The 25,419-nt window shown below is 40.1% G+C and carries 30 protein-coding genes and 1 rRNA gene; 15 read left to right on the top strand and 16 right to left on the bottom strand.

Annotated elements, in window-relative coordinates; all coding sequences use genetic code 11:
- Window positions 1-4: 4 nt before the first annotated feature.
- Window positions 5-116 (top strand): 5S ribosomal RNA (rrf, locus tag LV83_RS05470).
- A gap of 4 nt (window positions 117-120) precedes the next feature.
- On the opposite strand, the gene LV83_RS21360 is transcribed toward rrf, so the two are convergent.
- A complete protein-coding gene (locus tag LV83_RS21360) occupies window positions 121-264 on the bottom strand; it encodes a hypothetical protein (protein ID WP_158530504.1) in 144 nt (47 codons plus the stop codon).
- Between the two features lie 409 nt (window positions 265-673).
- On the opposite strand from LV83_RS21360, the gene LV83_RS05480 reads away from it, so the two are divergent.
- Genes LV83_RS05480 through LV83_RS05500 form a run of 5 tightly spaced genes read left to right on the top strand, consistent with a single transcriptional unit; the run spans window position 674 to window position 4,907 of the window.
- Window positions 674-1,918, top strand: a complete 1,245-nt coding sequence (locus LV83_RS05480) for a dihydroorotase (RefSeq protein ID WP_111610550.1) — start codon at window positions 674-676, stop codon at window positions 1,916-1,918.
- Complete coding sequence (locus LV83_RS05485) at window positions 1,911-2,423, top strand: DUF4199 domain-containing protein (RefSeq protein WP_111610551.1); 513 nt, start codon at window positions 1,911-1,913, stop codon at window positions 2,421-2,423. The genes LV83_RS05480 and LV83_RS05485 overlap by 8 nt, the downstream gene beginning before the upstream one ends.
- A gap of 7 nt (window positions 2,424-2,430) precedes the next feature.
- On the top strand, window positions 2,431-2,979 hold the full coding sequence (locus LV83_RS05490; RefSeq protein WP_111610552.1) for a DUF4199 domain-containing protein: 549 nt from the start codon (window positions 2,431-2,433) through the stop codon (window positions 2,977-2,979).
- Window positions 2,980-2,982: 3 nt separating this feature from the next.
- Window positions 2,983-3,945 carry a glycosyltransferase family 2 protein gene (locus LV83_RS05495; RefSeq protein ID WP_111610553.1) on the top strand — a complete coding sequence of 321 codons (963 nt, stop codon included), beginning with the start codon at window positions 2,983-2,985 and terminating at the stop codon, window positions 3,943-3,945.
- Complete coding sequence (locus tag LV83_RS05500; protein WP_111610554.1) at window positions 3,945-4,907, top strand: glycosyltransferase; 963 nt, start codon at window positions 3,945-3,947, stop codon at window positions 4,905-4,907. The genes LV83_RS05495 and LV83_RS05500 overlap by 1 nt, the downstream gene beginning before the upstream one ends.
- Here the strand turns inward: LV83_RS05500 and LV83_RS05505 are convergent.
- A complete protein-coding gene (locus tag LV83_RS05505) occupies window positions 4,904-5,668 on the bottom strand; it encodes a class I SAM-dependent methyltransferase (RefSeq protein WP_111610555.1) in 765 nt (254 codons plus the stop codon). The genes LV83_RS05500 and LV83_RS05505 overlap by 4 nt on opposite strands.
- Before the next feature lie 183 nt (window positions 5,669-5,851).
- On the opposite strand from LV83_RS05505, the gene LV83_RS05510 reads away from it, so the two are divergent.
- On the top strand, window positions 5,852-7,345 hold the full coding sequence (locus LV83_RS05510; RefSeq protein WP_111610556.1) for a TolC family protein: 1,494 nt from the start codon (window positions 5,852-5,854) through the stop codon (window positions 7,343-7,345).
- A gap of 14 nt (window positions 7,346-7,359) precedes the next feature.
- Here the strand turns inward: LV83_RS05510 and LV83_RS05515 are convergent, their stop codons facing one another.
- The 9 genes from LV83_RS05515 to LV83_RS05555 form a co-directional block, all read right to left on the bottom strand.
- Window positions 7,360-7,704 (bottom strand): hypothetical protein, encoded by a 345-nt coding sequence (locus tag LV83_RS05515; protein ID WP_111610557.1) that lies wholly within the window; start codon window positions 7,702-7,704, stop codon window positions 7,360-7,362.
- Between the two features lie 55 nt (window positions 7,705-7,759).
- Window positions 7,760-7,936, bottom strand: coding sequence for an Arc family DNA-binding protein (locus LV83_RS05520; RefSeq protein WP_111610558.1), 177 nt, complete (start codon window positions 7,934-7,936; stop codon window positions 7,760-7,762).
- A 3-nt stretch (window positions 7,937-7,939) separates the two neighbouring features.
- The gene (locus LV83_RS05525) at window positions 7,940-8,428 is read right to left on the bottom strand and encodes a hypothetical protein (RefSeq protein WP_146613691.1); all 489 of its coding nucleotides are present in this window, start codon (window positions 8,426-8,428) and stop codon (window positions 7,940-7,942) included.
- Window positions 8,429-8,433: 5 nt separating this feature from the next.
- A complete protein-coding gene (locus tag LV83_RS05530) occupies window positions 8,434-9,282 on the bottom strand; it encodes an SPFH domain-containing protein (protein ID WP_111610560.1) in 849 nt (282 codons plus the stop codon).
- 116 nt (window positions 9,283-9,398) lie between these two features.
- On the bottom strand, window positions 9,399-10,358 hold the full coding sequence (ftsY, locus tag LV83_RS05535; RefSeq protein WP_111610561.1) for a signal recognition particle-docking protein FtsY: 960 nt from the start codon (window positions 10,356-10,358) through the stop codon (window positions 9,399-9,401).
- Between the two features lie 91 nt (window positions 10,359-10,449).
- Window positions 10,450-10,602, bottom strand: coding sequence for a DUF4295 domain-containing protein (locus LV83_RS05540; RefSeq protein ID WP_111610562.1), 153 nt, complete (start codon window positions 10,600-10,602; stop codon window positions 10,450-10,452).
- Between the two features lie 37 nt (window positions 10,603-10,639).
- On the bottom strand, window positions 10,640-10,822 hold the full coding sequence (rpmG, locus tag LV83_RS05545) for a 50S ribosomal protein L33 (protein WP_057939355.1): 183 nt from the start codon (window positions 10,820-10,822) through the stop codon (window positions 10,640-10,642).
- 31 nt (window positions 10,823-10,853) lie between these two features.
- Window positions 10,854-11,096 carry a 50S ribosomal protein L28 gene (rpmB, locus tag LV83_RS05550; RefSeq protein WP_057939354.1) on the bottom strand — a complete coding sequence of 81 codons (243 nt, stop codon included), beginning with the start codon at window positions 11,094-11,096 and terminating at the stop codon, window positions 10,854-10,856.
- 102 nt (window positions 11,097-11,198) lie between these two features.
- Window positions 11,199-11,357, bottom strand: a complete 159-nt coding sequence (locus LV83_RS05555) for a DUF5522 domain-containing protein (protein WP_158530506.1) — start codon at window positions 11,355-11,357, stop codon at window positions 11,199-11,201.
- Between the two features lie 76 nt (window positions 11,358-11,433).
- On the opposite strand from LV83_RS05555, the gene rocD reads away from it, so the two are divergent.
- The 7 genes from rocD to LV83_RS05590 all read left to right on the top strand — a co-directional run bounded on the left by rocD (window position 11,434) and on the right by LV83_RS05590 (window position 19,674).
- On the top strand, window positions 11,434-12,705 hold the full coding sequence (rocD, locus tag LV83_RS05560) for an ornithine--oxo-acid transaminase (protein ID WP_111610564.1): 1,272 nt from the start codon (window positions 11,434-11,436) through the stop codon (window positions 12,703-12,705).
- Between the two features lie 108 nt (window positions 12,706-12,813).
- A complete protein-coding gene (locus LV83_RS05565; protein ID WP_111610565.1) occupies window positions 12,814-13,467 on the top strand; it encodes an HAD family hydrolase in 654 nt (217 codons plus the stop codon).
- A gap of 238 nt (window positions 13,468-13,705) precedes the next feature.
- Window positions 13,706-14,911, top strand: a complete 1,206-nt coding sequence (locus LV83_RS05570) for a porin (RefSeq protein WP_111610566.1) — start codon at window positions 13,706-13,708, stop codon at window positions 14,909-14,911.
- A gap of 118 nt (window positions 14,912-15,029) precedes the next feature.
- A complete protein-coding gene (gene hemB / locus LV83_RS05575) occupies window positions 15,030-15,998 on the top strand; it encodes a porphobilinogen synthase (RefSeq protein ID WP_111610567.1) in 969 nt (322 codons plus the stop codon).
- A 519-nt stretch (window positions 15,999-16,517) separates the two neighbouring features.
- Window positions 16,518-17,816, top strand: a complete 1,299-nt coding sequence (locus LV83_RS05580; protein ID WP_111610568.1) for an ammonium transporter — start codon at window positions 16,518-16,520, stop codon at window positions 17,814-17,816.
- A 96-nt stretch (window positions 17,817-17,912) separates the two neighbouring features.
- A complete protein-coding gene (locus LV83_RS05585) occupies window positions 17,913-19,094 on the top strand; it encodes a porin (protein WP_111610569.1) in 1,182 nt (393 codons plus the stop codon).
- Window positions 19,095-19,389: 295 nt separating this feature from the next.
- The gene (locus LV83_RS05590) at window positions 19,390-19,674 is read left to right on the top strand and encodes a hypothetical protein (RefSeq protein ID WP_146613692.1); all 285 of its coding nucleotides are present in this window, start codon (window positions 19,390-19,392) and stop codon (window positions 19,672-19,674) included.
- A gap of 59 nt (window positions 19,675-19,733) precedes the next feature.
- Here LV83_RS05590 and LV83_RS05595 read toward each other — a convergent pair whose 3' ends face one another.
- The 3 genes from LV83_RS05595 to LV83_RS21365 all read right to left on the bottom strand — a co-directional run bounded on the left by LV83_RS05595 (window position 19,734) and on the right by LV83_RS21365 (window position 22,316).
- Window positions 19,734-20,108 (bottom strand): co-chaperone GroES, encoded by a 375-nt coding sequence (locus tag LV83_RS05595; protein WP_111610571.1) that lies wholly within the window; start codon window positions 20,106-20,108, stop codon window positions 19,734-19,736.
- 116 nt (window positions 20,109-20,224) lie between these two features.
- Entirely contained in the window at window positions 20,225-22,150 is a 1,926-nt protein-coding gene (gene dnaK, locus LV83_RS05600) for a molecular chaperone DnaK (protein ID WP_111610572.1), read from the bottom strand.
- Window positions 22,128-22,316, bottom strand: a complete 189-nt coding sequence (locus tag LV83_RS21365; RefSeq protein ID WP_158530508.1) for a hypothetical protein — start codon at window positions 22,314-22,316, stop codon at window positions 22,128-22,130. Before LV83_RS21365 ends, dnaK begins: the two co-directional genes overlap by 23 nt.
- Before the next feature lie 420 nt (window positions 22,317-22,736).
- Here LV83_RS21365 and LV83_RS05605 point away from each other — a divergent pair, with 420 nt between their 5' ends.
- Window positions 22,737-23,543 (top strand): MOSC domain-containing protein, encoded by an 807-nt coding sequence (locus tag LV83_RS05605; RefSeq protein WP_111610573.1) that lies wholly within the window; start codon window positions 22,737-22,739, stop codon window positions 23,541-23,543.
- A gap of 131 nt (window positions 23,544-23,674) precedes the next feature.
- Here the strand turns inward: LV83_RS05605 and hemE are convergent, their stop codons facing one another.
- Both hemE and LV83_RS05615 read right to left on the bottom strand, forming a co-directional pair.
- On the bottom strand, window positions 23,675-24,697 hold the full coding sequence (gene hemE, locus LV83_RS05610; RefSeq protein ID WP_111610574.1) for a uroporphyrinogen decarboxylase: 1,023 nt from the start codon (window positions 24,695-24,697) through the stop codon (window positions 23,675-23,677).
- Window positions 24,698-24,824: 127 nt separating this feature from the next.
- A complete protein-coding gene (locus LV83_RS05615) occupies window positions 24,825-25,352 on the bottom strand; it encodes a hypothetical protein (protein WP_111610575.1) in 528 nt (175 codons plus the stop codon).
- Between the last annotated feature and the right edge of the window lie 67 nt (window positions 25,353-25,419).

A 25,419-nucleotide genomic window follows, 5' to 3' on the forward strand; every position in this document is an offset into this window, starting at 1 on the left:
CAATTTAGGCGGCCTAGCGCAGGGGTCCCACCTCTTCCCATCCCGAACAGAGAAGTTAAGCCCTGCAGCGCCGATGGTACTGGGGTTACACCCGGGAGAGTAGGTCGCCGCCTCATTTATTCAAAAGCCAGTCCCGATATCCTTCGGGACTGGCTTTTTTGCGTTACCCCCTGTTTTGGTAAGTGAATACAAAACCCGGAAGAACAGCCAACCATAGGAATCCAATGCAGCCTCATTTATCCTAAGCCCGATGGTTAATTCCATTGGGTTTTGGTTTTATATACCTTTTTACTTTTAAATTATATGATTATCCGCAATGATGCCAGTCACCTTAGATTCTTTGCTTGGTTGGTTGGAAGACCGATGACCGAACTACAGGTGGGGATGACCGAAGACCGAAGCGGCCTCAAAGCTAGAGTATACCATCTTTTAAGTCGCTTTTATTTATTTACTGGTAACAAAGCGGATATACATATTAATTTAAATGGATCTAAGACATCTGTTCTATGATTTGTTAGTGACTTAAATCGAGCAGGCTTTTTGGAAGAGTTTTGCTATCCATTTTAAATGCTAGTATTTATTGATTCTGTGGAGAAGCCTTTTAAAATACTATTTCAAATTCCACTTTTCATTTTTAGAATATTATTGCAGTTTTGCATCAAAGTAAATTTGAATGTCCATCCTATTTAAAGATCTCCGTATTATTAATCAAGCTGGTTCTGAAGAATTAACTGATTACGTTTTTGAAAATGGAGAGTTAACACCTGCTTCTTCTAGTCAAAAATCACAATTTGACCAGGAAGTTGATGCTTCTGGATGGCTGCTATCGGAGGGTTGGGTAGATCTCAGATGTGGGTTGGGCGAACCAGGTCATGAATATAAAGAGTCTATTGAAAGTCTCGCTGATTCCTTGCTATCTAGTGGGTTTTCAGCAGCTGTAATATTGCCTAATACAGACCCAGTTATTCAGTCTAAGGGTGATGTGGATTTTGTCCTGAATAGATCTAGGAAATATACACCAGAGCTTTTTATTCAGGGAGCTGTTACTAAGGACACCGATGGAGAGAATTTCACTGAGATTCTTGATATGCACCATCAATCAGGTGTTTCAATTTTTGGAGAGGGCGTTAAGCCTCTAGCGAATGGAGATCGCTACATGAAAATACTCCAATATCTCCAGAAGTTTGACGGGGTATTGTTTGATCATGCTTATGATCCCTTACTGGCAATCTTTGGGCACATGCATGAGGGTGAAAATTCTACAATGCTTGGTGTAAAAGGAATTCCAAATCTTGCAGAAGATGTAGCTATTCAAAGAAATCTTGAGATTATCCGATATACAGGAGGCCGAGTTCATTTTCAAACAGTGAATACTGCAAAAGGAGTTAACCTTATAAGGGAAGCTAAAACTGAAGGACTGAATGTTACAGCTGATGTGTCTATCTATCAATTGTTGTTTTCAGATGGTGATTTAATGGACTTTGATCCAAATCTTAAAGTGTTGCCTCCTTTCAGAGGTGATGCGGATAGAATGGCATTAATTGAAGGTATTAAGGATGGGACAATTGATGCACTGGTGAGTAATCATCAGCCAGAAGATCGAGATTCTAAGTTTATGGAATTTGATCTGGCTAATGTTGGTATGGTAGGGTTGCAAACATTTCTTCCAGCCCTAGTGAAACTTGAAAATGAGCTTGGATGGTCATTGCTTATTGAAAAAATTACTTCAGGTCCAAAGGCTATTTTGCCTCACAAACTTAATAACTCATGGACCATATTTGATCCAGAGAAGGAGTGGACATACGATGAGAAGTCAAATAAATCACTTTCATCTAATTCACCTTGGTATGGAAAGAAGCTTAAAGGTCAGGTGAAATATGTGATTCAAAAAGGGCAATTACTAGAGGCTAATGTATAAGTATTTTAGCTCAGCCTACAAATTTGGAGGAATAGCAGGTGCCTTCAGTGTTATCGCATTCATTTCCCTCTCATTTTTGTACCCGGACCCTACCAACTTAAACCTGGTTTTTGGCTATGTGATTACACCTGTGGCAATCTTTTTGGCTATTAAATTTTTCAAGGAATATAGTAATAATGGCTATTTGTCTTTTGCTGAAGGGATGTCGGTGGGATTTGTCACTTATATGTTGGAAGCAATCGTCTCTCTTGGAGGAATATGGTTGGTGCTTTTATTACATTCCACTTTGTTTGAGCAGGTCAAAGAATCAAAACTTGAAGTATTGTCCGATAGTAAGGAATCCATAGTGGCTCAGGTGGGAGAAAATTCCTTTAATTTGACCCTTGAAAGCATCCAAAACATGCTGCCTTGGGATATCGCATTGAACGATGCGCTTTGGAAAATCATCCCTGGTCTGTTTTTTACTATTATTATATCTATTATTTTAAGAAAAAATCCTAACTAACGAACTCATGGAAGAACAACAATCTCCTTTTCAGGCAGCAATCAAACCAGGTCTAACAATCGGTTTGGTTTCTCTAGCACTTACGTTTATAGCCTATTTCATTGATTCTACACTACTAGGTTCAGGATGGTTCGGGCTAGTTGCAATTGTCGTTTTTATAGTACTCATAATATACTTTGGAAAAGAATATAGGACAGAATTGGGTGGCTTTATGAGTTTTGGGACAGCCTTTAATTTTTCTTTTATTGCTATAGTTATCTCTGGCTTGATTAGTTTGATCGGGCAGATCCTTTTATTTCAAGTCGTTGATCCTTCCTTGGCTGGCGTATTAGCAGATCAGGCTTTTGAAACCCAAATGTCCATTATGGAAAAGTTCGGGCAAGATCCTGATACTATGGATCCAGCCGTTTTGGAAGAAATGAGAACGGGTGCTGCTAAAGGATTCACCCTTTCTGGCCAGCTTATGAGTTTTGGTTTCGGGCTGATAGTTTATGCAATTATTGCTTTAATTTTGGCTGCAATCCTCAAGAAAAGAGACAAGTCTCTCGATTATTAATTTATGACCCAGATTTCAGTTGTAGTTCCTGTATTTAACGAGGAGGAGTCACTGCCTGAATTAACTCAATGGATTAGCCGTGTCATGCATGATCACGGCTTTTCTTATGAGTTGATTTTTATAAATGATGGCAGTTCTGATACTTCCTGGGAGATTATTAATACGCTTTCACAGCAATTCAATGAGGTGAAAGGAATTAATTTCACCAGAAATTACGGGAAATCAGCTGCACTGGATGCGGGTTTCAAAAAAGCTTGTGGTGACGTCGTAATCACTATGGATGCAGATCTTCAGGACAGTCCAGATGAAATCCCAGGATTATACGCGATGGTCACAGAAGGGAAGCTTGATGTTGTGTCTGGCTGGAAGAAAGAGCGTCATGATCCGTTAGGTAAAACAATTCCTTCTAGATTTTTTAATGGGGTTACTCGATGGATTTCTGGGATCAAATTGCATGATTTTAATTGTGGACTGAAAGCCTACCGACTAAAAGTCGTAAAAAATATTCAAGTCTATGGCGAAATGCATCGTTACATTCCCTTGCTTGCGAAGTGGAATGGCTTTGGGAAAATAGGAGAAAAAGTAGTTCAGCATCAGGCCAGAAAGTACGGCTATTCTAAATTTGGATTAGAGCGCTTTTTAAATGGGTTCCTTGATCTGATATCTGTCTCTTTTGTACATCGATATAAAAAGAAACCCATGCATTTCTTTGGACTTCTTGGGAGTATGTCATTTTTAACAGGCTTTATTATCACTTGCTGGTTGATTTTTCAGAAAGTTTATGGGCTCAGTAAAGGTATATCTGTGCGTGAAATCACTGAGCAACCTTTATTCTTTTTGGCTTTGATCGCCTTAATTATCGGCGTGCAGTTATTTGTGACGGGTTTTATTGCCGAACTGATGACTTCCAATCAATCTAAAGAAACAGAATACAAAATTGATGAAGAGGTTAACTTCGACTTTTGATGAAATTCTCGGTTATCATACCGGTTTATAATAGACCTGATGAATTAGGGGAACTGCTACAAAGTCTAAAAACTCAAAATTATCATGATTTTGAAGTAATAGTAATTGAAGATGGATCTACTATTGACTCATCTGAAATTATAGAGGTATTCAAGTCTCAACTTCCTATTCAATATTTAATACAACCTAATACGGGGCAAGGCTTTGCCAGGAATAACGGGATGGAGATCGCCAAAGGTGATTTTTTTGTAATTCTGGATTCTGATGTCCTATTACCTGAGGATTATTTACAAAAGCTTTCACAAGCGATTCAAGATAGGAATCTTGATGCTTTTGGTGGCCCTGATGCTGCGGGTGAGAATTTTTCTGCTCTGCAAAAAGCAATGGACTTTGCAATGACTTCGGTTTGGACGACTGGCGGTATTCGTGGTAAAATGAAAGATCCATCTAAATACCAAGCCCGGGGATTTAATATGGGTGTATCAAAAGCCGTGTTTGAGGTGACCGGTGGTTTTGCAGATCCAAATCAAGGAGAGGACATTGAATGGAGTATCCGAATTAAAAAGGCTGGATTCAAACTTGAATTGGTTCGAGAAGCTTTTGTTTATCACAAACGCAAAAACACGCTCCTTTCATTTGCAAAGCAAGCCTTCTCCTTCGGTAGAAATCGGGTGAATGTATCCAGATTTCATCCCGGTGCAATAAAGCTGGTTCACTGGCTACCCACAGCTTTCTTGCTTTTTTCCCTGTCAATTCCAGTTTTCTATTATTTTAACAACTCACTTTTTGTACAAAGTTTGGGGCTTTTACTGTTTTGGAGTATGGGCGTTATTCTCACTTCTAGTATACAAAACAGCTCAATAAAAGTAGGCTTATTAAGTTTGATGACATCAGCTTCACAACTTTGGTCGTATGGACTTGGCTTACCTTTTGAACTATTGAAAAAGGCATTTAGCCGTTAATTTCTCTTTCTACAGACAAAGATAGTTTCTTCAGATGGAAGAGCATTTTGCTTTATTACTTTAGAAGGGATTTCTTTTACAAAGTGATTTTCTTCAATTGCAATTCCTGATTTTCTCAAACGCTCTGCATAATCTTGCCCAAACTTTCGAACGTGGTCTCTTTGACCAAAAAGCCGCTCGCGTTCTGCTGGGTCAGTGACATTCTTGTCCTCTAGCGTCTTTTCGATAGGATATACAGGCGACTGAAGTATTCCCCAGCCGCTTGGCTTCAAAACACGATTGAACTCAGCACAGGCTTTGAGGTCATCTTCTACATGTTCTAGTACATGGTTACAAAAGACTACGTCAAAACTATTCTCTGGAAATGGAATATCATGTACATCCATTTTGACTTTAGCCAAAGGTGATTCAATATCAGCTGTGATATAATCCAAGTTGTCTAACCCTTCAAATCGCTCGATAAAGCAATGTTCTGGCGCTACGTGGAGCACGCGAAGTGGAGCGGTGAAAAAATCTGTTTTCTCTTTGAGGAAAAGCCACATTAATCTGTGTCGTTCCAAAGAGAGGCAATTTGGACAAAGTGCATTTGCTCTGGCAATTCGGCCGTAGGGTAGGAATTTCTTATAGCTGTGATCACATACCGGACAAGTGACATTTTTGCCGGAATTCATCTGGGCAAAAACTTTCATCACGAAGGGACTTACTCGTTGTAGAAGTGGTCTAGGGACATAACGAATAACAAAGCTAATAATGGACTTCATGGTTATTTTGAATCAGCCTGCAAGTTACGCAAAGGGTCAAAAGGAGCGTAATTAAATATAATGTTTTGACTTTTTTAGATTTTTTAGGATTTGAAGTGCAATAAGATTCTTGTTTGTGTAGAATCAATCAGTATTTTAGTTGATGTGAATTATCCTCCTTTTTCAATCCTAAAAAACAACTTTATGAAGATTAGAAATTTACTTTTTATCAAGACTGTTATTACTCTGGTTTTAGTTTGTTCATTACTTGATTTTGCTGCTGCGCAGGAGACAAAAACTTTCACACTTAAGGAGCTAGTGCAGCAGGCAAAGGATGGTTCACCAGTGGCCCTGCGGGCAAAAACGAGACGAGAAAACCGATATTGGCAGTACAGATTGTTCAGGTCAAATTATAACCCGCAATTGAGACTGACCGGTACTATTCCTCAATATTATCAGGAGTTTAATAATATCACGCAGCCAGACGGCTCCATAGAATTCATAGAAGTGAAGCAGAATCTGATGGATTTGGGACTCGGATTGGAGCAGGTGATAGGTGCTACCGGAGGGACAGTGTCTGTGAATACTTCAACCAATAGATTTGATAATTTTCTAACAAATCCAGGGCAACCTCAGACGAGGTATTCGGGGGTGCCGATAAGTGTGGCTTTGAATCAGCCGATATTTGCATTCAATCCTTACAAATGGGATAAGAAGATTGAGCCTTTGCTATATGAAGAGAGTAAGCGGGAATATGTACAGGAAATGGAGGAAGTTTCTATCTACGTCACTCAGTTGTATTTCGATTACCTTATTGCCCAAGTCAACTCGGAGATCGCGGCGTCTAACCTGAAGAATACAGAGGATATTTTTACGATAGAGAAAAAGAGGAATGAATTGGGTGTGACCCCAGAAGATGATCTTTTACAGGTGGAACTGCAGGTTTTAAACGCCCAGCAGGCTGCTGCCCAGGCACAAGTAGATTTGGAAAGTGCCGCGTTTGCGATGAACTCATTTATAGGCTTGAATCAATCTTCCAATTTGAATCTCGTTTCCCCAATAGATATTCCCGAGTTTGAGGTGAATGTGGAGCGGGCGATAGAGCTTGCCTTTCAAAATAGATCAGAAGCAATAGGATATGAACGGCAGAAAACTGAGGCAGAGTCTCAGGTGGCCCAAGCGCGTGGGCAGCGTTTTCAAGTTCTTTTAAACGCTAGGTATGGTTACAATAACGCGGCTTTTAATTTTCCGGACATATATCAGAATCCAAATACTCAGGCTTTAGTCAGTCTTGGACTGTCGGTTCCGATTTTAGATTGGGGTAGAAATAAAGCTCGTATGTCTATGGCTATGGCAAACCAGGAGCTTGTGGAAAGTACGGTGGCTCAGGAGTTGATAAATTTTGAGCAGGAGATTTTCACTATGGTGAAGAATTTCTTGATGATCAAGGAGCGTTTGAACGTGACTAAAATCTCAGACGATGTGGCTCAACGCAGGTACGAAATCGCCCTCAAAAGATATCAGACTGGCAATGTGACAATCACTAACCTGAATATAGCCCAAAATGAAAAAGACGCTAATAAAAGAGCCTTTTATACTTCATTGCGTGACTTTTGGATGGCTTACTATGAGCTGAGATCACTTACTTTATATGATTTTGAAAAAGGGGAGTTGTTATATGTTCCAGAAGCGAATTAGCCAATAGAAAACAATCAGGAATTTTCGTCGATGAATTTTTCCAGTTTAGCCATCTTTTTCTCCAGCTTTTCAATCGACTTCGCTTGCTTTTCAATTTTTTTAGTGATTTTCTCGATGTCATTAGGAGACAGTTTGCCAGCGGAATTTTTCTTTTCAAATTTTTCTCTCAGATCTTGCCGCTTTGCTACTGCTTTTTCATGATCATTTTGGTATTTCTCAATTTTGATCTTCGCTTTCTCAATTTTCTCTTGGGTTTTACTATCTATTCCTGAGGAAATTACTGTTTGAGCGAGAGCTTCAGCGGGCGAAAAGTAGTTTACCCCAACTAAAAGAGCAAATAATAAAATTAGTTTTTTCATGGTTGTCAGTGGTTAAGGTTTTACTGCTTCAATATATAAGTTTTCGGCTTGTTTATTAGGTGTCCGAATGGTTGGAATCGCCTTTTGGTATGCGTCCAGCTTTTTTCAATGATTCACGAATGATCCATTCGAGCTGACCATTGGTACTACGAAACTCATCTGCGGCCCATTTTTCGATCGCTTTCATCATGTTCTCATCCAGCCGTAGTGCAAATGCTTTCTTCTTTGGCATAATTTATTCCTCCATCCAATTTTTCATGAAGTCCGTCAGTTCTTTGGACTTCATCGTTCCTATCATTATTTTTTTCTTTTCACCCACATCCATGAGAAGCCCTTCGTTTCCTAGTACTGAATAAGCTTTGGTTGTTTTATTGCCTTTGAACCCCCAGCCGCCATAGTCTGTGATAGGGCTATAGGTGATTACTTCACATGATTTTATTTCTTTTTTAGGGAAGTGCCTCCATTTTCTGATAAATGGAGTGTATCTAAAGGCGATGCTTTTTTCGTCGATTCTGGTTTCAAGTTTTAGATTGAAAATAAGAGCAAATACCAAGGCCATAGTACCCAAAACTACCCCTAATGCGATTGCCATTTCTTGTTTGTCATCTGAAGTAGCATACAATACTGCAAGTAGTATCAGGATTGGCACCTCAGTCAGTAGTATAAAATACATGACCCAGGTGCCGAAATATGTCTGGCTTTCTTTGAAAATCCGATTAGCCATACTAGCTATTGGTTTAGGGTGCCGACGTTGAGGACAGGACTTGCACTTTTGTCTGAACAAAGCACTACCATCAGATTGGAGACCATTACAGCTTTTTTCTCGTCATCAAACTCTATAATATCTTTTAATTTTAAATCGGCTAAGGCCATCTCCACCATACCAACTGCACCTTCCACGATCTTCTGTCTAGCAGCTACGATAGCGGTGGCTTGCTGTCTTTGAAGCATAGCAGATGCGATCTCAGAAGCATAGGCCAAGTGCGAAATTCTAGCTTCAATTACCTTGATTCCCGCATGATGAAGACGCTCACTAATTTCTTGCTCCAGTGAATGATTGACATCTTCTACACCAGATCTCAGCGTAACCTCAGCTTCTTCAGCTTCAAAATTATCGTATGGATAAAGTCCCGCCATTTTTCGGATTGCAGCATCTGATTGGAGATGCACAAAGTTTTCATAATCATCCACATCAAAAGTAGCCTTGAATGTATCTTCCACCTGCCAAACTACGATGGTGCCTATCATTACTGGGTTACCGATTTTGTCGTTTACCTTGACAGGCTTATTCTCGAAGTTTCTCACTCGTAAAGAAATTTTCTTCTTTGTCATAAAAGGATTGACCCAATAGAAACCATTTGCTTTTACACTACCTATGTAATTACCAAAAAGCAGAAGAACCATTGCTTTATTAGGCTCCACGATGAAAAAGCCTGGAATGCAGACAAAGAATAATAAACCTGCTGCAAAGCCTATTATTGGCTGATCACCTATAAAACTGAAAATAGCTACTGGAATAAGAGCCAGCACAACGAGGATAAGGATATATCCAGAAATAGGTTTAGTTATTTTTTCCATATTATTATGATGTTAAAATGATATCACATTGAATTACGACATTTTTCAAACAAGGTTCAAATTTTTGCAAAAAAAATACCCCGATGGGTGTCGAGGTATTTGGTAAGGATTGTCTTTTATTTTTTCTTGGTAAAGAGAGAATCGACGAATTCCTTTCGGTTGAAAATCTGTAAATCAGTCATTTTCTCGCCTACCCCAATGTATTTGACCGGGATTTTGAATTGATCCGAAATTCCAATTACCACTCCGCCTTTAGCGGTTCCGTCAAGTTTGGTGATTGCAAGAGAAGTGATTTCTGTGACTTTCGTAAATTCCTTGGCTTGTATAAAAGCATTCTGACCGGTGGATCCGTCCAAAACTAATAGGATTTCGTGTGGTGCATCAGGGATGAATTTCTGCATGACACGCTTGATTTTGCCAAGTTCATTCATGAGATTTACTTTGGTGTGGAGTCGCCCGGCAGTATCAATGATGACGACATCTGCATTGGTGTCTACTCCTTGTTTTACCGCGTCAAATGCCACCGAAGCCGGATCTGTATTCATGCCATGAGATACAACAGGTACGCCGACTCTATTTCCCCAAAGGATTAATTGATCTACTGCTGCAGCTCTGAACGTATCCGCAGCGCCTAGGATGACTGACTTTCCTGCGGATTGGAAAAGATTTGCCAGTTTGCCGATAGTAGTGGTTTTACCCACACCATTGACTCCTACTACCATGATGACATAGGGTTTCTTGCCTTCCGGAAGGTCAAAATCCATTAGATCCTGAGAGTTATTTTCCTTTAGAAGGTTTTCAATTTCTTCTTTGAGAATCACATCGAGCTCCGCTGTGTTTACATATTTGTCACGTGCTACTCGTTCCTCAATTCTTCGAATGACTTTGATAGTAGTGTCCACCCCCACATCGGAGGTGATTAGAATTTCTTCCAATTCATCCAAAATCTCATCGTCCACTTTGGACTTGCCAACTACGGCCTTACTGAGTTTTGAAAAAATATTTTCGCTTGATTTCTGAAGGCCTTGATCGAGGCTTTCTTTCTTGTCTTTTGAAAAGAAACCAAAGATTCCCATGGGTATGCGTTTTGAAAGTGGAATATAACGAAAAAGTCCCTGCTGACCGATGGACAGAGGGACTAGAATGCCTTATGCTGCAAAATGCAACTTATTTTTTCAAGGTGTCCTGTACCAAAGGGGAAGGAACCATTTCTTCTCTGAAGGTATAAGCGCCAGTCTTCTCAGATCTTACCGCCTTGATAACTTTGGCGTAAGTTACGCCGCCTTCTTTCTTAAGGGTTGCTACTACTTTCTTAGCCATAATCTTATCGTTTTAACGGAATTGCTTCCGAGCTAAATTATTTAATTTCTTTATGAACAGTTACCTTCTTCATAATTGGGTTGAATTTTTTCAATTCCAATCTTTCAGTAGTATTTTTTCTATTCTTGGTAGTGATGTATCTTGAAGTACCTGGCAATCCAGAAGCTTTGTGCTCCGTGCATTCCATAATCACTTGTACTCTATTGCCTTTCTTAGCCATCTTTGTATTGATTTAAGGGTAGTGACCTTGATTATCTGATTACAATCATCCCGTTATCCTGAGCTTCTTTCAAAACCGCAGTGATACCTTTCTTATTGATAGTCTTCAATGCCTTAGTACAAACTTTCAAAGTGATCCATGCATCTTCTTCTGGAACGTAGAACGTCTTCTTGTGAAGATTTGGGTAGAACCTACGCTTAGTTTTGTTGTTTGCATGGGACACGTTGTTACCTACTCGAGGTCTTTTTCCGGTAATGTCACAAACTTTTGCCATGGTAATGTATAGTAAATTGTATCCGTTTCTGTAATGAGTCTGCAAATATCGGAACTTTTGGGGGATTTGCAACAATGCATTTCAAAAATATTTCCTTTCATCTCAGGCTTTTGTGTAGGGACAGTGTTTACAGCCATTGCCACAGCAATAACCCCTTTTTAGATGGTAACTTTTTGTAAAAACCATCAGTCCTTGCTCGTTGAAATAGAAGTCTTCCGAACTTAATGGACTACTAGGTTGAGGGTTCTTCGGATCTTTCATGGTTCGGGCAAAGGCAATTACTATATTTGAACTTGTCCAGTCCTTATAGTATATAGTACACAAAATTAAGAAAAACATGCAGACTATAACTTCAAGTAATCAAGCTATAGCTTTAGAAGATAAATACGGAGCTCATAACTATCATCCATTACCAGTTGTTTTGGCAAAGGGAGAAGGAGTATTTTTATGGGATGTGGAAGGCAAAAGATATTATGATTTCCTGTCAGCATATTCTGCTGTAAATCAAGGTCACTGCCATCCGCGGATTAAAGATGCCTTAATTGAGCAGGCGAGTACTTTGACTTTGACTTCCCGGGCTTTTCATAATGATGTGCTTGGGCCATTTGAAAAATACATTACTGAATATTTCGGTTTTGATAAAGTTCTTCCGATGAATACCGGTGCGGAAGGTGTGGAGACGGCTATCAAAATTGCCAGAAAGTGGGGGTACGAGAAAAAGGGAGTAGATGAAAATCAAGCAAAGATCATTGTAGCCGAAAATAATTTTCACGGAAGGACTACTACAATCATTTCGTTTTCTAATGACGAGAATGCACGTAGAAACTTTGGTCCTTATACTGCTGGTTTTATCAAAATACCATATGATGATGTTGATGCTTTAAAAGAGGCTCTTTCAGATCCTGATGTAGTAGCCTTTTTGGTCGAGCCAATTCAAGGTGAAGCTGGTGTTTATGTGCCTTCAGATGATTATATAAAACAGGCTAAGGCTGCATGTGAAGCAAAAAACGTACTTCTTATTGCTGATGAGATTCAAACTGGAATTGCCCGGACTGGATCGCTTTTAGCAGTTTGTGGGAATTGTACCTGTGAAAAATCATGCGAGAAACAAGCTACTTATACGAAGCCAGATATGTTGATTTTGGGCAAAGCGATTTCTGGAGGTTTCTATCCAGTGTCAGCTGTCCTAGCCGATGACCACATTATGGGCGTAATCAAACCTGGTCAACATGGTTCCACATTTGGTGGAAATCCACTTGGGGCCAAAGTGGCAATGGCTGCCCTAGAGGTAGTTTCAGATGAGAACCTAGCTCAAAACGCTAGAAAACTTGGTGAACTATTCAGAGTTCGTATGCAAAAATTGGTTGATCGCTACACTATAGTTAAACTGGTTCGAGGCAAAGGACTTCTCAATGCTGTGGTGGTCAATGATACCGAAGAAAGCAGCACGGCCTGGGATATTTGCGTGGCACTAAAAGATAATGGGCTCTTGGCGAAGCCAACTCATGGGAATATTATTCGCTTTGCTCCACCATTGGTGATGACTGAAGAGCAACTTCATGAATGTTGTGATATTATAGAGAAAACTATCGCTGCATTTGAAAAATAAAGCGTAGTTCCTCTTTACCTGAAAGAAAACCCTCCCTTGTATTTGGAACTTGGGAGGGTTTTTTAGTGTCTTATCCTTAATTTTACGACTTCAATACTTTATCAGCCCATGTTAAAAGCAGTCATTTTTGATATGGATGGCGTTATTTGCCATACCAATCCATTTCACTCCATTGCTTTCCAGCGCTTTTTTGCAAAGAGAAATCTAAATCCTACACAAGAGGAATATGCAGAACATATGTACGGGAAAAATAACGGATACATTCTGAGCCATTTTTTGGGAAGGAAAATTGAAGGGGAGGAGTTGGCTTTGCTGGAAAACGAAAAAGAGGGGCTTTTCAGAGAAATATATAAGGATGAAGTAAATCCAATTAGGGGTTTTATGGAGTTTTTTGCGAAGCTAAAATCTGAAGGATTACTGACAGCAGTGGCTACTTCGGCCCCGCGTGCAAACCTTGATTTAATTATAGGCGCTCTGGGTATTGGCAATCAAATGCAATCTCAGCTTGCCTCGGAAGACGTGTCTAAGCATAAGCCTGATCCAGAAGTTTACTTAAAATCTGCAGCAAATCTAGGTGTGAAGCCTGAAAACTGTTTGGTTTTTGAAGATTCTTTCTCTGGAGCCAGCGCAGGGCTAAATGCCGGGATGAAAGTGGTAGGGGTGCTTTCTAGCCATACGAAGGGTGAGCTGCCGAATTGTGATCTTTATATTGATAATTATGAAAAGTTGGAGATTGCGACCTTACTTTCGTTGTTTGACTAGCTGAGATCAGCGTAACAATTTTTTAAATATTTTTTAACATTGAAAATACAGTTAACATTAGCTTAATATAGAAAACCGCCTCCAATGTCTTTTTAACTCAATCTGTCATAAATCACCCGTTGAAATTTGATTAATTTTTTCGTTTTGTTAATGGATAAATAATATAGGAGACACTTTGAGTAAATATTGAAGTTGGACTTTTGCGGCGCTGTAAATTATCAATTAAAAAACTTACTGTATGCGAATCCACTTCGCTGCAGCAGTTGTCGTTTTGACAATGATCTCAATAAGCGCTTTTGCAAGGGGCGCTGAGGGAGATTCGCTGCCGGCAAAAACATCTGTGCCATCAACTCAAGTTGGATGGTATGACCGTATTCAGCTGAGAGGTTATGCTCAGATGCGATACAACGGTCTTTTTGAGACAAATCCCGATTTGGGCTGTTCTCAATGTGATAAATCATGGGGTACTGGAGGGTTTTTCCTTCGCAGGATCCGGATGATATTTTCTGGACAAATCCATGAACGTATATATATGTATATACAGCCTGATTTTGCTTCGGGAGGCCAAAACTTCGTTCAGATCCGGGATGCCTATTTCGATTTAGGATTAGATGCCAAACAAGAATTCAGGCTTAGGATTGGGCAGTCCAAAGTTCCTTTTGGTTTTGAGAACCTACAGTCCAGCCAAAACCGCCTTCCTTTGGATCGAAATGACGGATTGAACTCTGCTGTCCTTAATGAACGGGATATTGGTTTGTTCTTTTACTATGCACCTACCGAGGTTCGTGAGAGGTTTAAGTACTTAGTTTCCTCTGGTCTTAAAGGTTCTGGGGATTATGGAATGTTTGGCTTTGGTGCTTACAATGGACAAACAGCCAATTTGCCAGAAAGAAACAGAAACTTCCATGTGGTTTCTAGATTTAGCTATCCTATGAAGTTAGCTTCCGGGCAATTCATTGAAGCTTCTTTTCAAGGGTATGCTGGCAAGTTTGTGATCAGTAGAAATCCCCTGACAGACTTTGATCAGGTAGAATTTCCAGAGTTTAGATTCGGGCCGACCTTTGTTATTTATCCTCAGCCACTTGGTCTTCAGGCGGAATTCAACTGGGGAAGAGGACCACAATACAATCCTGAAACCAACGATGTCGAAGACGCTCCCTTGAAAGGCGGCTACGTGTTGGCTTCCTATATGCAAAAAACAAGTAAAGGTGCTATCATACCTTTCACACGTTATCACTACTACTCAGGAGGAAAGAAGTTTGAAGTGGATGCCACTCGACATCGGGTAAGTGAGCTTGAACTGGGGGTAGAGTGGCAATTTCATAAAGCTTTGGAATTGGTCACGATGTACACAATATCAGATAGATCTGCACAGAATTCTCTGGATCCATTGAATAGAGAGAGGGGGAGTCTGCTTAGAATACAGGCGCAGGTGAATTTCTGATCCTATTAACCCTAAAAGTAAAAGCATCTTCAATTATGGAGATGCTTTTTGTTTTTATAAAAGGAATGGATAAAAACCATATGGTTAACTTTGGGAGTTCTCAACAGTTAAATAAATCATGCTAAGAAGACCGCGAAGAAACCGTAAATCTGATTCAGTTAGGAAATTAGTGGAAGAAACCAGTTTGTCAGTTAAAGACTTAATTTTTCCTTTATTTCTCATCGAAGGTTCAAATAAGAAAATTGAAGTCCAGTCCATGCCTGGGATTTTCAGATTTTCTCAAGACCTACTTCTTAAAGAAATAGAGGAATGTCTTAAGCTCGGCATCACTGCTTTTGATGTTTTTCCTGCCTATCCGGAGTCTCTTAAAGACTCAGTAGCTTCAGAAAGCTATAATCCAGAGACATTTTATTTAAAAGCACTCCGTGAAGTGAAAAAGCAATTCCCCGAAGTCTGTCTGATGTCTGATGTGGCGATGGACCCCTATAGCAGTGATGGTCATGATGGACTAGTCAAAGAAGGTAAGATCTTAAATGATGAGACACTTGAGATCCTTGCTAAGATGTCATTAGCCCAGGCTGATGCTGGAGTGGATATCATTGGTCCGTCGGATATGATGGACGGTCGCGTTGGTTATATCCGTGAGCTTTTGGATGAAAGTGGTTTCACGGATACTTCTATCATGTCCTATACGGCAAAGTACGCGAGTGCATTTTATGGGCCTTTCCGGGATGCGTTGGATTCTGCCCCGAAATTTGGAGATAAAAAGACATACCAGATGAATCCTGCAAATTCTCAGGAAGCCTTGATTGAAGGAGATCTGGATACTGAAGAAGGTGCAGATTTTTTGATGGTAAAACCAGCACTTTCGTATTTGGACATCATCAAATTGCTAAACGATAATTTCCCACTGCCAATTGCAGCATATAATGTGTCTGGAGAGTACAGTATGATCAAAGCTTCTGCAGAAAAGGGTTGGATCGAAAGCGATCGTGCCATGCTCGAAGTGTTGTTAAGTATTAAACGGGCTGGAGCAAAGGTGATTCTTACGTACTTTGCCAAAGAATATGCAAGTCTGGTGAAGTAGGGCGTTTTAATTATATATCTGAGTAATAAACCGGTTTATGCCGGTTTTTTTTGTTATTGGCTTATGATTATTACCTGTTTTTTCAATAAAGGCATTAATTTTTTTATTGTTGGGTAAAATAAATATCAGTAATCTGAAAATTTATATTTTTCGTAAAAACAAACAGTTTGCTAAGAATACTGTTTTTTTCTTTTTTTTAAAATAAAATTCCAAATACGCCTTATTTTTTTCACCAATATTTTGAATTGGCTGTATCGTAATCGGTTTCGTAGAATATTATACACCCAAACCAAATATTATTTCTCGTACTATTAAGTTTACGAAATAGGTATAATTCTTATTTTATTTGCAAAAAATGTAAAAAATGGGTTAAAAATCACATTGAAAATCAGTTTTTAATGTATTAAATGTAAAAATGGATTTGTTTTTTTACCAATAATATAATTACATTCGATTCGAGTTTAGTACATCAAACCTATCGTAAATTCTGAAATTTGTTCTAAAAACTATATTTAACCTATGAAGTATTTCGCAACACTGTTGGCCCAAGATGGAGCCGCAACAATGGACTTGTCGGCAGAGATTTCTCAAAATCTCCTCACAACAAACAACGTTTGGATGATGCTTTCCACAGCCTTGGTGTTTATCATGCACTTGGGATTTGCTGGAGTAGAAGCAGGTTTTGGCCAAGCCAAAAACACTGTGAACATCTTATTCAAAAACACTATTACCCCTATCCTCGGTATTTTGTCTTATGCATTTGTAGGATTTTATCTGATGTATCCGGGTTTTGAAACTCCAGGGTGGCTATCATTTGATACAGCTGGATGGAGCATGTTTTGGTTTTCTCCAGGAGATGCTGATGTGACAAGTGGGTATGCAGATGGTGGCTACACCTATTGGACTGATTTCTTGTTTCAAGCAATGTTCGCTGCAACGGCTGCGACTATTGTATCAGGAGCAATCGCTGAGCGAGTGAAATTATGGGCTTACTTGATTTTCACCCTACTATATGTTGGAATTGTCTATCCATTAATCGGTTCCTGGAAATGGGGTGGTGGAGCACTAGATGCAATGGGCTTCTATGATTTTGCAGGAAGTACCTTAGTTCATTCTGTAGGAGGATGGGGAGCACTTGCAGGTGTGATCTTGGTAGGTCCTAGAATCGGTAAATATGTTAATGGAAAAACAGTAGACAAACCTGGCTCGAGTGTTCCATTGGCTGTAATTGGTGTCTTTTTACTTTGGTTAGGATGGTTTGGATTCAATGGTGGCTCCGTGCTATCTGCAGATCCAGCGCTAGTTTCCTTTGTATTGGTGACAACTTGTTTGGCTGCTTGTGCAGGTGGTTTAGGTGGATTTCTTGCTGGGAATCTAGTTTTCAAACGCCTCGATCTTGGTATGGTGCTCAATGGAGTGCTAGCTGGACTAGTAGGTATCACTGCCGGCGCTGATGTGATCAATCCCGGAGCAGCGGTTTTAGTAGGTTTTATAGCTGGCATACTAGTAGTGTACTCAGCTGTATTATTAGATAAACTTAAACTAGATGATGTAGTTGGTGCCGTTTCAGTTCACTTGACCTGTGGCATCTGGGGTACGTTGGCAGTTGGTATTTTTTCTACAAACCCTGATCACACCTTCTTCACTCAATTAATTGGAGTAGCCATATGCGGTGTTGCAGCCTTCTCTGCTGCTTTCATCATCTTCTTTGTTCTTAAAAAGACTATTGGGATTCGAGTTTCTGAGGAGCATGAGCGTAACGGTTTGGATTCTCACGAACACGGAATCCGTGGTTACACAATTGTTTACGACGAATAGTCAATCCTTTTACTGCCAAAGAGTTGAGGGCGCTCATTCTTTGGCAGTACCACTACTACATTAATTATTATTTATAAACCTATACCTATTAACAACATGAAAAAAATTCAACTACTAATAGTAGCCTTATTATTGATTGGCTCTATAAGCTCATTTGCTCAAGATGTAATCATCATAGAAGAAGAAGAGCCTTCTAAACTGACATTTTCAGGCTCTGTAGATGCCTATTTCAGAACAAACTTTAACGGGCCGAATAAGGGAGAGAACTTTCAAGCTCCAGCCACATCATTTGGTAATTTGCCAGGCTTTTCACTAGGCATGGCAAATATTATAGCTACGTACGAAGGTGAGAAGGTTGGAGCAGTAGCCGACTTGGTTTTCGGGCCTAGAGGAGAGGATGCTGTATTTGGTTCTCCTTTATATGCAGGTGGAATGGCCGGTAGCTCTCAGATCGTTAATCAATTGTATGTGTATTGGAATGTAAGTGATGTGGTTACTCTAACCATGGGTAACTTCAATACCTTCCTTGGTTACGAGGTGATCTCACCTACAGCCAATTTCAACTATTCTACTTCTTACATGTTCTCCTACGGGCCATTTTCCCACACGGGTTTGAAAGCGGACTTTGCTTTATCTGATAATTGGTCTTTGATGGCTGCAGTGATGAACCCTACTGATATGACAGAATTTAATCTAATGGGTACTTATTCATTGGGTGCACAGTTAGGATATTCTACAGATGCTGGAGGGGCTTATTTGAACTTCGTATATGGGGATCAAGATGGAAAGCTTGATGCAGATGCTCCTTTGGTATCTGGGCAGTCTTCCATGGGAAGTCTTTTCCAGGTAGATTTGACAGCTGGGTTTGATGTGTCAGAGTCTATCTATGTTGGCTTGAATACAACATACAATACGACTTCTGCTGGTGAGCAATTCACCGGTTCTAGTATATCTGATTTGGATGGTGACGGATCGGGTTTTCTAGGATTTGCCGGGTACCTTCAAGCTACTACTTCTGATATATTCTCAATAGGAGTTCGAGGTGAATACTTTAGTGTTTTCAACGGTGGACTTGGTGGGGTAGTAGGCTTAGACACTCAAGGTGATGGAAGTGTTTTTGCAGCAACTCTTTCTGGAAATGTAAGAGTTCATAAAAACCTTACGTTGATTCCTGAGTTTAGAATGGATTCTATGAGTGAAGATTTTTTCACTGATAACGACATGAATGCTAGTAAAAATCTCACCTCCTTTATGTTGGCTGCGGTTTTTGCTTTCTAAAAATACAAACAGGGTCTATTGTTAATTTTAAAGCCGGGATGGATTTCATCTCGGTTTTTTATTTTTTAGGCAATTTGGTCTAAAAATGGTTCTTTTTGATGTCAGCTTTGTCAGGAATTGTGGTGGCTTATTTAGATTTAGGTTTGATTTTAAACTGTATAAAATAAGTTTTATGAATATTTGGAAAATATAATTTTATCATTTGTCAAAAAACATTTAATAAGTACTGATTTTACGTAACTTTTTTTTACCTCTGTAGTATAGTACACTAAGAGCAACTTAAACTATACTTGTTATGAAAAGATCGGTATTATTACTCGCAGTTATGATGGTATCGGCAGTGGGATTTTCACAATCAACCTTGAAAGGTCCAAAAGCTAAGAACGCATCAGCGACTGAACGCTATGCAAATGCTAAACCAATGAAATTCTACACGGTACCTGACGATACAAAGGGACCATTGGCAAAGAATCAAAAGGTTTGGAAACAAGAAGATGGAACTACCAAGACGATATTCGTCAGAAGAAAAGAGCCTTTGAAAGGGCCTAAAGCAAAAAATAGAAAAGTTTGGGAAGATTAAGAGTCCCGTTATTATTCAATATTCATAAAAAAAGCTCGGTTGGTGCCGAGCTTTTTCATTTATAAATCCTGCTCTCTTTCAAGCATTAATATTGCCGCTTGAGAAACGATAAAGTATTTATCTCCCTCATAAATAACCTCATGAGCTCCAGAAAGCAGGAAGATTGCCAAGTCACCTTCTTTTGCTTGCAGAGGTACATATTTCACTTTTTCTTCAGTATCCATCCAGGGTTCGTGGTCATCGGTAGCTACAGGAATAGGATATCCTGGTCCCGCCTTGATGATGTAACCTTGCTGTACTTTTTCTTTTTCCTGCACCCCAGGAGGTAAGTAGAGGCCTGAGCCAGTTTTTGCATTTGGCTTTTTCAAGCGAATCAAAACTCGATCTCCAACCACAATCAGTTTCTTCAATTTATTGTCAGATGTCAATTGCATGATTAATCTATCTAGAATCAGGCAGTGAATGCCTAAACGGAAATTTTGGATTTTAACTAAAAAGGCACCTGCTTTTACACAGGTGCCAATATTAGTTGGTCTAGCTTTTTAAGCTATTATTTTTTCTCTTCTTCGCTTACTTCTTCGTAATCGACGTCAGATACTCCATCACCAGCCTCAGCAGAACCAGCTCCAGCATTTGGATTAGCTCCAGCTGCACCAGCGCCTTCAGCTCCGGCAGCATTGTACATTTCTGTAGAAGCTGCTTCCCATGCTTTATTCAATCCTTCCATGGCAGAATCAATTCCTTCAAGGTTTTGAGATTGATGTGCAGTTTTAAGAGTTTCTAGAGCTTCAGAGATCGCAGTTTTGTTTCCTTCGGAAAGCTTATCTCCGTATTCTTTTAACTGCTTCTCAGTTTGGAACACTAAGCTATCAGCCTGATTCAACTTGTCGATTTTCTCTTTTTCCGCCTTATCTGTAGCTGCATTAGCTTCCGCTTCAGATTTCATTCTGTCGATTTCTTCCTGAGAAAGTCCAGAAGAAGCTTCGATTTTGATCTTCTGCTCCTTGCCAGTTCCTTTATCTTTTGCAGATACATTTAGGATACCGTTTGCATCGATGTCGAAAGTCACTTCGATTTGAGGTACACCTCTTTGTGCTGGCGGAATGTCAGAAAGCTGGAATCTACCGATGCTTCTGTTGTCCTTAGCCATTGGTCTCTCACCTTGAAGTACGTGGATGTCCACAGCTGGCTGATTATCAGCGGCAGTAGAGAATGTCTCGGACTTCTTAGTAGGAATAGTGGTATTAGCTTCGATCAATTTGGTCAATACTCCACCCATTGTTTCGATACCTAGAGAAAGAGGAGTTACATCCAAAAGAAGAACATCTTTTACTTCACCAGTCAATACACCACCTTGGATTGCAGCTCCGATTGCGACTACCTCATCAGGGTTTACACCTTTAGAAGGCTTCTTGCCGAAGAACTTCTCAACTTCTTCCTGGATTTTAGGGATTCTAGTAGAACCACCTACCAAGATTACTTCGTCAATATCTGATGGGCTCATACCTGCGTCTGCCAAAGCTTTCTTACAAGGCTCCATGGATCTTCTTACTAGGTCTTCAGAAAGTTGCTCGAATTTCGCACGGCTCAATGTTCTTACCAAGTGCTTAGGACCTGTTTGGGTCGCAGTGATATATGGCAAATTGATCTCTGTAGAATTAGAGCTTGAAAGTTCGATCTTAGCTTTCTCAGCAGCTTCTTTCAATCTTTGAAGTGCCATAGGGTCTTGTCTTAGATCGATTTGCTCTTCAGATTTGAATTCTTCAGCTAACCAGTTCATGATTACTTGATCAAAGTCATCACCACCTAGGTGTACATCACCATTGGTAGATTTCACTTCGAATACACCATCACCAAGCTCCAAAACTGAGATATCGAATGTACCACCACCAAGGTCATACACAGCAATCTTCATGTCTTGATGCTTCTTGTCCATCCCGTATGCCAATGCAGCAGCAGTCGGCTCGTTGATGATACGTTTTACTTCAAGTCCAGCGATTTGTCCAGCTTCTTTAGTAGCCTGACGCTCGGAATCGTTGAAGTAAGCAGGAACTGTAATGACAGCTTCTGTTACAGTTTGTCCCAGGAAATCTTCCGCTGTAGTCTTCATTTTCTGAAGGATCATTGCAGAAAGCTCCTGAGGAGTATATGATCTATCACCAATTTTCACTGCGATCGTGTCATTGGTCCCTTTTTCTACTTTATATGAAGCATGTTTTTTCTCTTCAGAAACCTCAGAGAATTTCTTGCCCATAAATCTTTTAACAGAAGAAATAGTGTTTGCAGGGTTAGTTATCGCCTGACGCTTGGCAGGATCTCCCACTTTGCGCTCACCGTTTCCGTTGTCAAGGAAAGCCACAATTGAAGGTGTGGTTCTTCTTCCCTCACTGTTTTGAATGACTACAGGTTCGTTACCTTCCATCACTGCTACGCAGGAGTTGGTTGTTCCTAAGTCAATGCCTATGATTTTTCCCATGATTATATGTTTTTAAGTTTTTTTCAATTGAATACTTCTCCCTTTCTTCAATGGATGTGCCATCTGAGTTTTCAGCAGTTTTTGTGTCACATTGGCAGAAAAGTTGACATGCCTTTGTAAAAATGTTTACGGAATTGTCATTTATCCCTTCAAGTGAAATCTCCATTCTGACAGTTTTTTAACCATACCGTCCGCCCGGGTTTTGCAGAGATCCACAGAGTTGGGATATTATTAGATTCGATTTTGGTGTTGTCCTACTTCTACAGAAGCTGGACGTGGGGAGAGCTTTTCAAATCCACTTGTGAATCTCATGAATATGTTTTTTATAAAAATTCACCTAGCCTTTGCAACCATTCACTTGGCCGTTGCATCTATTAAGTAGAATGAAACCATTTTTTAGGGAAAATATGAACGAACGATGCCGATGGTGTCTAGTGATTTTGCTAGGGATAGCAATACTTACGGCAAACAGAGAGCTGGAAATAGTACCTACTATGTGGGATTATATGAAAGGTTTTATTCCGGTTGTCAGAAATTTTTTTGGTTGACCTAGGCATTTACAAGTCTATAGACCTAATTTTAACTCATGTCAGATTCTCTTATTATTCAAGACCTTTACGTTTATCCTATTAAATCCCTAGCAGGAATTCGACTCCATGAGGCAAAAGTGGAAGGAAGGGGATTTGAATTCGATCGTCGCTGGATGTTGATCGATGAAAATGGTCAGTTTTTATCCCAGCGCACCTTTCCTCAAATGGCCTTGCTAAAGGTTGAAATCGGCAGGGATGCCCTTAAGGTTTTTCACCAGGCCAGCCCTGAGGATTTTATTGAAATTCCTTTTGAAGAAGACAGTCAGGAGATTTTATCAGTGACCGTTTGGGATGATGACATGGATGCGACTTTGGTCAATTCTCGTTTTGATACTTGGTTTAGCCAGGTTTTGGGGCTTTCTGCCCGGTTGGTGAAAATGCCACACGCTACAAATCGCAAAGTAGATCCACGCTATGCTATAAATGAAGAATCGGTGAGTTTTGCAGATGGGATGCCGTATCTGCTGATTGGCCAGAATTCCCTTGAAAATCTAAATTCTCGGTTAGATTACCCTGTGCTTATGGATAGGTTCCGTCCGAATATCGTCTTCTCGGGAGGAGAAGCTTTTGCTGAGGATTCTTGGAAGAAAATAAAGATTGGCAAGGTGGATTTCCAAGTTGTAAAACCATGTGCCAGGTGTGTGATGATCACTGTGGAGCAAAACACTGGTAAAAAAGGTGCGGAACCATTGAAAACCTTGGCGGGCTATAGAAAAGTCGGGAACAAAATTATGTTTGGCCAAAACATGGTTGCTTTGTCAACTGGAGTGATCAAGGTCGGGGACGAGATTAAGTTGGTTTAAACCGTATTATGCATCAGTATAAAAGAAGAAATCCTGCTTCTGGAGAAGCAGGATAGCTATGTGATACCGTGCGCTCCGCGTATCCCGATGGCTATCGAGACTCTGTGCTCACCGCGGGTTATACTTTTTACTTATTTGAAATCTTTTACTGTCTGAATAAACACTTTCACCATCTCCGGATTAATATCTGGGTAAACCCCATGCCCAAGATTGGCAATGTGCCTTGTTCCACGGAATTGCTCCATCATATCAATCGTAGCTTCACGAACTTGTTCTTCAGTGCCATAAAGTGCTGCTGGATCTAGATTTCCCTGTAAAGTCTTATCCGAACCGATCAATTTTCTCGATTCAGCTATTCCCATATTCCAGTCGAGTCCGATCGTCTCGCAGTTCAACCTGCCCATTTCTTCTCGTGCGAAGAATGCTCCTTTGGCAAAAACTGTCTTTGGCACAGCAGTGATCGCATCACAAATCTGAGCGATATATGGCAGGGAGAATTCTGCATATTGCTTTGGTCCTAAAATCCCTGCCCAACTATCAAAAATCTGAACTAATTTAGCTCCAGCTTCAATCTGAGCTTTTAGGTAATTGATCGTGCTGTCCGTGATCATCTGTATCAATTTGTGAGAAAATGCGGATTGAGTATAGAGCATTTCCCGTGCAGCAGAGAATGTTTTGCTGCCATGACCTTCTACCATGTAGGAGAAAATAGTCCATGGCGCACCTGCAAAACCGATCAAGGGAACGCGTCCATTTAATTCTCTTTTGGTGATACGAATAGCATCAGTTACGTATTGAAGTTCAGAACCGTCAGAGACATGCAATTTTTTCAAATCAGCTTCAGATCTGACAGTTTTTGGAAATAGGGGACCTCTTTTCTCCACCATCTCATAAGGCAATCCCATCGCTTCAGGAATTACTAAGATGTCCGAAAATATAATCGCAGCATCCACGCCAAGCAGATCTACGGGCTGAATAGTCACTTCTGCAGCTAACTCAGGAGTCTGCGCCAGCTCGATGAATCCACTCACGCTTTCCCGTACTTTTCTGTATTCAGGCAAAATTCTTCCTGCTTGGCGCATCAGCCAAACTGGAGTTCTTTCAATAGATTCGCCTTTAGCGGCGCGAAGTAGGAGGTCATTCTGTAAATGCATGGGGCAAAGATAAGCGCCAAATTATATATGGCTTGGAAAATTGACACATAAAAAAACTGGAACAATGATTTTCATTGTTCCAGCTTGTGGTAATCGAGTTGGTTTAGGTAATGTATTTGCTTGAATATTACTCGATGCGCTTGAAGTCTGAGTCACTTAAGCCCATGAGTTTTGTGACGGTATTATAGTCAGTCAGGTCAATTCTAGCATTGGCAGAGAGAAGTTCTCCAGGCACTACTACAACTCTGAATAACTGATTGTCTGTCCACTCTGGCCCTAGTAAACTATAGTCAAGCGGTCCATCTAGAAATAATCTGAAGTCATTGTTGGTAAAATCATAATTGTACATCAGAACTCCTTCTTCGAAGAATACGGTTTGAGGGAGTGCTCTCCAAATCGGGCTAGTTCCATTTACATCCCATTGGATAAATGCTATAACCATGTCCCCATCAATAATTGCAGGATTAAAATCACGGATTTCTTCGAAGTTGTTTCCTTCGTTGAAATCAATTTCCAGCTCAAATACCTCAGATAATATATTGATCCCAGGTTCACCTTCAGGCCCTGGAAGTCCCTGTGGCCCTTCTGGTCCTACACATGATTGGAATACAAACATTCCAAAAAGCGCTAAAATTAATAAGTTGATATTTTTCATAGTCGTAGTTTGTTAAGGTTAGCAAACTGTTTTCACGAATTGTGCCATGAATAGGTTGGCTTAAATT

This window comes from Algoriphagus yeomjeoni (genome assembly GCF_003259505.1).
Classification (GTDB): Bacteria; Bacteroidota; Bacteroidia; order Cytophagales; family Cyclobacteriaceae; genus Algoriphagus; species Algoriphagus yeomjeoni.